At 63.8% G+C, this 8675-nt stretch carries 11 protein-coding genes; 3 read left to right on the top strand and 8 right to left on the bottom strand.

Going from position 1 to position 8675, the window contains the following annotated elements; translation table 11 throughout:
* On the bottom strand, positions 1-1004 hold a 1004-nt coding region (locus tag RMO18_RS13415), incomplete at its 3' end, for a dihydroxy-acid dehydratase (RefSeq protein WP_309666537.1).
* A 232-nt stretch (positions 1005-1236) separates the two neighbouring features.
* Between RMO18_RS13415 and RMO18_RS13420 the strand changes: the two genes are divergently transcribed.
* From RMO18_RS13420 to RMO18_RS13430, 3 genes are all read left to right on the top strand, one after another.
* The gene (locus RMO18_RS13420; protein ID WP_309666538.1) at positions 1237-1386 is read left to right on the top strand and encodes a hypothetical protein; all 150 of its coding nucleotides are present in this window, start codon (positions 1237-1239) and stop codon (positions 1384-1386) included.
* 117 nt (positions 1387-1503) lie between these two features.
* The gene (locus RMO18_RS13425) at positions 1504-2706 is read left to right on the top strand and encodes an RSP_2647 family RNA methyltransferase (RefSeq protein ID WP_309666540.1); all 1203 of its coding nucleotides are present in this window, start codon (positions 1504-1506) and stop codon (positions 2704-2706) included.
* A 7-nt stretch (positions 2707-2713) separates the two neighbouring features.
* Positions 2714-3259 (top strand): RSP_2648 family PIN domain-containing protein, encoded by a 546-nt coding sequence (locus RMO18_RS13430; protein ID WP_309666549.1) that lies wholly within the window; start codon positions 2714-2716, stop codon positions 3257-3259.
* On the opposite strand, the gene RMO18_RS13435 is transcribed toward RMO18_RS13430, so the two are convergent.
* From RMO18_RS13435 to RMO18_RS13465, 7 genes are all read right to left on the bottom strand, one after another.
* Entirely contained in the window at positions 3247-3936 is a 690-nt protein-coding gene (locus RMO18_RS13435) for a M48 family metallopeptidase (RefSeq protein ID WP_309666541.1), read from the bottom strand. The genes RMO18_RS13430 and RMO18_RS13435 overlap by 13 nt on opposite strands.
* Positions 3937-3966: 30 nt before the next feature.
* Positions 3967-4560, bottom strand: coding sequence for a VTT domain-containing protein (locus tag RMO18_RS13440; RefSeq protein WP_309666542.1), 594 nt, complete (start codon positions 4558-4560; stop codon positions 3967-3969).
* A complete protein-coding gene (locus RMO18_RS13445; protein ID WP_309666543.1) occupies positions 4557-4901 on the bottom strand; it encodes a hypothetical protein in 345 nt (114 codons plus the stop codon). The genes RMO18_RS13440 and RMO18_RS13445 overlap by 4 nt, the downstream gene beginning before the upstream one ends.
* Positions 4898-6079, bottom strand: a complete 1182-nt coding sequence (locus RMO18_RS13450) for a VWA domain-containing protein (protein ID WP_309666545.1) — start codon at positions 6077-6079, stop codon at positions 4898-4900. Before RMO18_RS13450 ends, RMO18_RS13445 begins: the two co-directional genes overlap by 4 nt.
* Before the next feature lie 5 nt (positions 6080-6084).
* Positions 6085-6255, bottom strand: coding sequence for a hypothetical protein (locus tag RMO18_RS13455; RefSeq protein ID WP_309666546.1), 171 nt, complete (start codon positions 6253-6255; stop codon positions 6085-6087).
* A gap of 35 nt (positions 6256-6290) precedes the next feature.
* The gene (locus tag RMO18_RS13460; protein ID WP_309666547.1) at positions 6291-7670 is read right to left on the bottom strand and encodes a DUF2927 domain-containing protein; all 1380 of its coding nucleotides are present in this window, start codon (positions 7668-7670) and stop codon (positions 6291-6293) included.
* 265 nt (positions 7671-7935) lie between these two features.
* On the bottom strand, positions 7936-8675 hold a 740-nt coding region (locus tag RMO18_RS13465; RefSeq protein ID WP_309666548.1), incomplete at its 5' end, for a MoxR family ATPase.

Raw genomic sequence — 8675 nt, forward strand, 5'->3', positions numbered from 1 at the left:
GCCATCAGTGGCACCACGTTGCTGATATCGTCGAAATCGTGCAGGTCCAGGATCACCCCCGCCGCCCGCGCCATCGCGGGCAGGTGCAGCACCAGGTTGGTCGACCCCCCCGTCGCCATCAACCCGACGATACCGTTCACATAGGCGCGCTCGTCCAGGATCTCGCCCACCGGACGGAAGTCATTGCCAAGCGCGGTGATCTCCGCCGCCCGCTGCACCGCTGCGGTGGTCAGGGCGTCGCGCAACGGTGTTCCCGGGTTCACAAAGCTCGCACCGGGCAAATGCAGGCCCATGAACTCCATCAGCATCTGGTTGGTGTTCGCGGTGCCATAGAACGTGCAGGTGCCGGGGCCATGATAACTTGCCATCTCGGCCTGCATCAGATCATCGCGCGTGGCCTTGCCTTCGGCATAAGCGTTGCGCACCCGCGACTTTTCGTCATTCGGCAGGCCCGACGGCATCGGCCCCGCAGGCACAAAGACCGTAGGCACATGGCCGAAAACCCCAGCCGCGATGATCAGGCCCGGCACGATCTTGTCGCAGACGCCCAGATACAGCGCGGCATCAAAGGTGTTGTGGCTCAACGCCACGCCGGCGGCCAAGGCGATCACGTCGCGCGAAAACAGCGACAGCTCCATCCCCGCACGCCCCTGCGTCACGCCATCGCACATCGCAGGCACGCCGCCTGCAACCTGCGCCGTAGCCCCCGCCTTGCGCGCCGCCGCGCGGATCAGGTCCGGATACCGCTCGAACGGTTGATGCGCCGACAGCATGTCATTGTAGGCCGTCACGATCCCGATGTTCGGGGCGCGGCTGGACACAAGCGTATCCTTGTCCTCAGCCATTGCTGCATAGGCATGTGCCTGGTTGCCGCACGACAGGTGCGACCGCGCCGGCCCATCCGCAACCGCCTGCGCCATGCGGGAAAGATAGCCGCTCCGGCTTGCCACAGAGCGGGCGCGGATTCTGTCAGTAACACGGTCAATCATCGGGTGAAGCGGCATGGCGTCCTCTGTCTCGATCTGTTGGGCAGCTTATAACAACACATGTTAGCGCTAACAACCACAATACTCCGCCAGCGATACAATCCATTTCCCTTGAGGTTGCAATGGCTGGCTCGGAAACAATGCCACGCAAATGCCGTCGTATGGTCAGGGGATATGCTGATCAAGGCCAATATCCAGCCAGACTTATGCGACTTTAAGCATCAATAGCCCCTGCATTGGAGTAGACGTAATGAACAAAGTGATCCTGATCCCTGCCGTCGTTGGTGCAATTCTGGTTGCAGCCACTGTGTTCGCAGGCCCGCGTGGCGCTCAGTCCGACGCCGATGCGAACTCTGCGCCGAACCGCGCCCTAGCTTACCAGATTGCAGTCCAGAACTGAATATCGACCCCCGGCCCAGCCCGCCAAATCGGCGCCCCCGTGAACCAACGCGTTCACCGGGGCTTGCGCTGGCCTGATTGCCTGACCTAGAGGGGGAGGGCAACCAGAGGGCCAGCCATGACCGATGCCACCAGCCGACCAATCGTCCGACTGAAGCCAAAGGCCGAGGCGCGGGCCATTCGCCACGGGTTCCCTTGGGTTTACGCCGACGAACTGGTGACCGACCGTCGCACCTCGTCGCTTGCGCCCGGCACGCTTGCCGTCCTGGAAGATGACGAGCGGCGGCCTCTGGGCCTGGTCACCGTCAACACCAAGTCGAAAATCATCGCCCGGATGCTGGACCGCGATCCAGAGGCTGTGATTGATCAGCCATGGTTCGAGGCCCGGCTGAAAAAGGCCCTGGCGCTGCGCGACCGGCTTTATGACCAGCCGTTCTACCGCCTTGCGCATGCCGAATCCGACGGTCTTCCCGGCCTGATCATTGATCGCTATGGCGATGTGGCGGTGGTGCAACCCAACGCCGCCTGGGCCGAGGCGCATCTGGAACCGCTGCTAGCGGCGCTTGTCGCCCTGACCGGGGTGACGACTGTGGTCAAGAATGGCACCGGGCGCTCGCGCGGGCTTGAAGGTCTGGCCGAAGAAACCGCAGTCGTTCTTGGCCAGATTACCGCGCCGCTGCCGGTTCCGATGAACGGCGCCACCTACATGGCCGATGTGCTTGGCGGCCAGAAGACTGGCCTGTTCTTCGACCAGCGTCCGAACCACGCCTTCGCCGCCCGGCTGGCCAAGGGTGCGACGGTGCTTGATGTGTTCGCCCATGTCGGCGGCTTTGCCCTTGCGTCCCTTGCGGCGGGTGCGGTGTCCGCCCTCGCCGTCGATGCCTCGGCACCGGCCTTGGCGCTGGCGGTGCAAGGCGCTGAAAGCTCCGGCTTTGCCGATCGCTTTGCCACCCGCCAAGGCGATGCCTTCGATGTGCTTGAGGCGCTGGCGCTGGAAGGGCAGCGGTATGATCTGGTGATCTGCGATCCGCCCGCCTTTGCCCCCGCCAAACCGGCCCTTGAGGCAGGTCTGCGCGCCTACGAACGGCTGGCCCGGCTGGCCGCGCATGTCGTGGCACCGGGCGGCTATCTGGTGCTGTGTTCCTGTTCGCACGCCGCTGATCTGCAGGCTTTCCGCAACGCCTCGGCGCGTGGCATCGGGCGCGGCGGGCGGCGGGCGCAGCTGATCAACACCGGCTTTGCCGGGCCGGATCATCCGATGCTGCTGCAATTGGCGGAAAGCGCTTACCTCAAGGCCCTGTTCTTCCGGCTGGATGGTTGACGCCGCGATGAAGGCGGTTCTCGACGCCTGCGTGCTTTACCCCACCGTGCTGCGCGAGATTCTGCTCGGTGTTGCCGCGGCTGGCCTTTACGACCCGGTGTTTTCCGACCGGATCTTGCGGGAATGGACCCGCGCCACCGCCAAGCTTGGCCCGGTGGAACAGGCGGTTGCCGAAGGCGAGGCGGCCCTTGTCCGCGCTGCCTTTCCCCGCGCGATCATCCGCGAACAACCGGGCATCGAAGCGCGCCTCATGCTACCCGACCCGAATGACGTGCATGTGCTGGCGGTGGCGATTGCGGGCCATGCCGATGCCATCGTCACCTACAACGCGGTCGATTTCCCGGGCCATGTCCTCGCCGCCGAAGGTCTGACCCGCCGCGATCCTGACGGATTTCTCTGGGAACTGCATTCGCGCCATCCGGCCCAGGTCAGCCAGATCGTCGAGGCGGTTCGCGCCAAGGCCGAGGCGCTCTCTGGCGCGCCGATGCCGCTCAAGGTGCTGTTAAAGCGCGGTCGCCTGCACCGGCTGTCAAAGGCGCTTCACGCGTCCTGAAGCCAGCGCGCCTCGTTGGCCTTGATCGCCGCGATGCGGTCCTCAACCTTCGGGTGGCTCATCAGCCACGCGGGCACACCTTCGGCATGGTTCGCCGTCAACGCCCCCAGCTTGGCGAACAGGCTTTTCTGCGGCCCCGTTCCGATGCCCGATTTGATCAGCAAAGCCGTGGCATAAGCATCCGCCTCGAACTCGTCGCGGCGCGACAGGCGGGCCATCAGTGCCGAGGAAATCAGATTGGCGATCCAGATGCCGATAAAGGGCAGGAACCGGTTCAACAGCGCCGACAGCATCACGAAGACCGCGTTCTGCCCGGTGAAATCGATCATCCGCCGCCGGACATGCCCTAGCGCCACATGCCCCATCTCATGCGCGATGACGCTGGCCATTTCCTCGGCGGTCACCTCGCCCCGCATCTTGCGGTTCAAAAACCCCCGCGTCAGGAAGATCCGTCCATCCGGCGCAGCAAGGCCGTTCACCGCCTCTACCTCGAACACATGCACCTTGATCGCGGGGATCTCCAGCACCGCCGCCATCCGGTCGGCCAGCCGGGTGATCGACGGATCGGTCAGCGGTTGCGACTTCTGGTCCAGCATATTCTGCGTGCGCCAAACCGAAAAGCGCATCATCAAAAACGCATAGGCCACAACAAGGATAAGGGGCAGAAGCTTGATCATGCTGTGCAATATGGGGTTCGGCGCATCGGTTTAAAGCCCCTGCCGGGTCGCGATGAACAACCAGTAGCCCAGGATCACCACGCCCGCGCCCCCGGCCACGACACCCAAGACCGATCCCAGCATTGTGCTTGCCGCCGCGACGTTGCCGGCAAAGACGTAACCCCCACCGACATAGATCGCCGCCCAGACCGCCTCGCCCACCACGCCAGCACCAGTGAACTTGCACCAGCCATAGCCGGTGCTGCCTGCGGTCAGGTTGACCCAAGGCCCCAGCGGGCTGAACAGCCAGCGCGTCAGGAACACCGCCATCAGGCCACGCTGGTCCATGATTGCGACGGCACGGTCCAACACCTTGTCGCGTGCCGGATCGTGGCGCAGCCGTGCGATCATCCGCGCCCCGAACCGCTTGCCCGCCCAATAGCCCAGCTGGTCCCCGGCAATTCCGCCCGCCGCCGCCGCCGCAAACACCGGCATCAGCGCCAGATCGCCCGCCGCCACAAACCCGCCTGCCGTCAGCATCAGGATCGAGGCGGGCAGCGGCAGCGCCAGGCAGGACAGGAACGTGGTCGCCGCCAACAGCCACAACCCGTATTGCGGCACCAGTGCCAGCAGCCAGTCGGTCATTCCCCCGGTTCCCCGGCCCGCAGTGCTGCGACCGCGCGCTCCACCTCGGCAATGACAGCGTCCACCGGGACCCCGCGATCCCGCGCGATCTCGCGCAGGGGTTGCGGATGACCTTTGGCCTCGGGCAGGGGCAGACCGGCCGCTGCGTCCAGCGCGCGCGGGTCAACGCCCCAGGACCGCGCCACATATCCGACCGTCATCCACGGCTCGACCGGCACCTCCCGGTGCGTTTGCCAGTAGACCGCCTGCACCACGATGCGCACCGCAAAGAACAGCGTCACCGCACAGGCCATAAGAAAGGCCGAGGTCAGCCACGGCCGCGCCCGCCAGATCCTGATCATCGCAGCTCCCTGATCCCCTTGCCGATCCCTGCCAATGTCATCGGCACCATCTTTCCGTCGAAAATCTCGCGGATCAACCGGGTCGAATGGCTGTGCGACCAGCCCGCCTCACGCACCGGGTTGATCCACAGATGCTGCGGCCACGTCTGACAGACGCGCTGCAACCAGACTTGCCCGGCCTCGGCGTTCCAATGCTCGTTGGCGCCGCCGGGGTGCAGAATCTCGTACGGGCTCATCGCCGCATCGCCCACAAAGATGCATTTGTAATCATGGCCGTAGGTGCGCATCACCTCCAGCGTCGCGGTCTGCGCATCCCAGCGGCGGCGATTGTCCCGCCACACGCCTTCGTAAATGCAGTTGTGAAAGTAGAAGGTCACAAGGTGCTTGAATTCGGCCCTGGCTGCCGAAAACAGCTCCTCCATCACCTTGACATAAGGGTCCATCGACCCGCCGATATCCAGAAACAGCAGCACCTTCACCGCATTTCGCCGCTCTGGTCGGGTCTGCACATCCAGCCAGCCGTGTTCCGCCGTGGCGCGAATGGTGCCTTCCAGATCGAACTCCTCCGCCGCACCATCGCGCGCCCATTTGCGCAAGCGGCGCAGCGCCAGTTTGATGTTGCGGGTGCCCAGTTCGACATCGCCGTCCAGATTGCGGAACTCGCGCTTGTCCCAGACCTTGACCGCGCGCTGGTGGCGGCTTTGGTCCTGCCCGATCCGCACGCCTTCGGGGTTGTAGCCATAGGCGCCAAACGGCGAGGTGCCCGCCGTGCCCACCCATTTCGAGCCGCCCTGATGCCGGCCCGTCTGTTCGGCCAACCGCGCGCGCAGCGTCTCCATCAATGCCTCGAACCCGCCAACCGCCGCAATCGCGGCGCGCTCTTCGGCGCTCAGGTGCTTTTCGGCCAGCTTTTCCAGCCAGTCACGGGGCAGGTCGATCGCGTCCAGCACCTGCTCGGCGGTGATTGTCTCCAAGCCTTTGAAGGCGCTGGCAAAGGCGCGGTCGAACCGGTCAAGGTGGCGTTCGTCCTTCACCATCACGGTGCGCGCCAGATAGTAGAACCCCTCAGGGTCATAGGTGGCCAGCCCTGCGGCCACGCCCTCCAGAAAGCTCAGATATTCGCGCAAGGATACCGGCACGCCTTCCTTCCGCAGGGTCTGGAAGAAGGGCAGGAACATCGGCGTTACCTCAGAAGCAGCCGCTCAAGCAGGATCGTCAGGAACAACCCCACAAGGCACAGCGCAATTCCGTAACCGGCGGCATATTGCGCCATGTCCGCTGGCTTGCCACCACGCTTGCGGGCGGTAAACGCACCGATCAGGGCCCCCAGAACAAACCCGCCGATAACGATCATGACGCCCCTTTCCAAGGGCAGTCGCCGCCCTGAACCTAGCTTTTGGTGCCGCGCTTGGCCACGGTTGCAATATCGCGCATCCGGGCCTTGACCACGGCCTCGCTGCCAAAGCCATAGCGCGCCCAAGGCTGACTGTCGAGCCGCAGCGCCGCCGCAGCTGCAGGGTCACCCAGCTGCTCCAACGCCTCTGCCTTCAGCAGCATCAATGTGGCAAGAAGTGCCGCATTTTCATGGCGTTGCACAACCGGAATTGCCTGATTGGCCAGCCGCAGCGCGTCTTGCGGATTACCAGATGCCAGTGCCATTGCGGTCAACTGCATCTCGATATGGGCGACATGCACATCGCCGCCCGGCTGGCGCGAATAAATTGCAGCCGCCGCCATGAATTCGGCTTGGGCGCGGGTGCGATCTGTGCCCGCCGTCATCCGTGCCACCGCGAAATGGCTAAAGGCCATGCGGTTGTCGGTCCAGCCCGCGGACTTGGCGATGCTCAAGGCCCGCTCCGCCGCCGTGCGCCGTGCCGCAAGCGACCCCTGTTTGCCAAGCGACGTCTCAATTGCCACCGTCCATGCGCGCGGCGTAGGCCCAGCCCGGTCGACCCCCATGCCCGCCCCGCCGGGGTTCAACGCGGCCACCACACCCGGCACCACTATCGCCACCGCGTCGCGCGTCATCCCCGACCGCAACTGCGGCGCATAGTAAATGCGCAGCATCAGCATGTCGAAATCAGTGAGGACGGTGTTGAAATTGTCATCGTTGAACACCGAATCCGGCAACCGGTACAGATCGTTCAGCGGCCCCAGCGCCTGCGCCACCTCCTCGTGCAGGCAATCGCGCACCTCTTGCGGGCTGGTGTCGCTTGGCACAAAGATCGCGGCGCGCGTGCGCACCTGCACCGTACCCCAATCCACCGCGTTGGTTCCCCGTCGCGACCGATACTCGGCCAGTGAAGACACATTCGGCACCACAAAACACGCAGCCGACGGCGCCACCCTCTGCAATGCCGATTTTGGCGAGAATTCGATGGTAATGGCGGGCACCTCGCCCGGTGCCGCAGCGGCAACATTCAGCCCCGCTTCGCCCTGCAGCCGCGCGATCAGCACCGCAAGATCCCGCGCAGCACCAGCTGGCACACTCCCCGCCAGCCCGATGGTCACATTACCTTCAAACCGGCTCAGCGTATCAAGACCGCGGCCGTTCTCCATCGCAAAGGTCAGATCCAGAAAGTCGCGGGTGATTGACGCATTGCCATGCGCAACCGCGCCGGCCGCCGGATAGGACCGGGCAGGGGCAAATGACACCCCTTCCAGCAGCACTGGCTGGTCCTTCGAAACCTGCGCAGGCGCGCAAGCGGACAGTGCCAAAAGCACCAGACCGATATGTGCAGCGCGAATATGGGCAACGCGGAATTGCATGCGGGCAGGCTCGCAATCGGAACAGCGCACCCGAGGCAGACAGGGCGCAAGACCAACTGTCAGGACCGATGTGGCATTCTGTCAATTCCAGGAATTTCATTGAATTTTCTGAACACTACCCCTCGCGGTTAATGCTTGCGCCCCGCCCAGATGTTCGATTGATCTTCACGTAGTGTTACGCATTGCGACAAAACGACAGAAATCCGTGATGTCCCGCGTCAGATTTCGCAGCCGCAAAGCCCGTGCCACCACCCGATTCGCTACCCTATCGCCCGCTCCGTCCCAGAAATGCCAGTCTTTCAAACAGTTGCACGTCCTGCTCGTTTTTCAGTAACGCCCCGTACAGCTTTGGCAGGCTGGTCTTGCCGTCCCGCCGCAGATCTTCAGGCGCCAGATCCTCGGCCAACAGCAGGCGCAGCCAGTCCAGCACTTCACTGGTCGACGGCTTCTTTTTCAACCCAGGCGTCTCGCGCACCTCGAAGAACTGCGTCAGCGCGGTGGTCAGCAACGCCTCCTTGATGCCCGGAAAATGCAGCTCCACGATCGCGCGCAGCGTCTCCATCTCGGGAAAGCGGATGTAGTGAAAGAAACACCGACGCAGAAACGCGTCCGGCAGCTCTTTTTCGTTGTTCGATGTGATGATGACCACTGGGCGGTGGATGGCACGCACGGTTTCACCGGTTTCATAGACGTGGAACTCCATCCGATCCAACTCTTGCAGGAGGTCATTCGGGAATTCGATGTCGGCCTTGTCGACTTCGTCGATCAGCAGCACTACCTTGGCAGAGGCGGTGAAGGCTTGCCACAGTTTGCCGCGCCTGATGTAGTTGGACACGTCATGCACCCGCGCTTCGCCAAGCTGGCTGTCGCGCAGGCGGCTGACCGCGTCGTATTCATACAAACCTTGCTGGGCTTTGGTTGTGGACTTCACATGCCATTCAATCAGCGGCAGGTCCAGCGCCCCCGCCACTTGCCGGGCCAGTTCGGTCTTGCCGGTGCCGGGCT

This window comes from Tabrizicola sp. (assembly GCF_031377265.1).
Taxonomy (GTDB): Bacteria; Pseudomonadota; Alphaproteobacteria; order Rhodobacterales; family Rhodobacteraceae; genus JAUYQR01.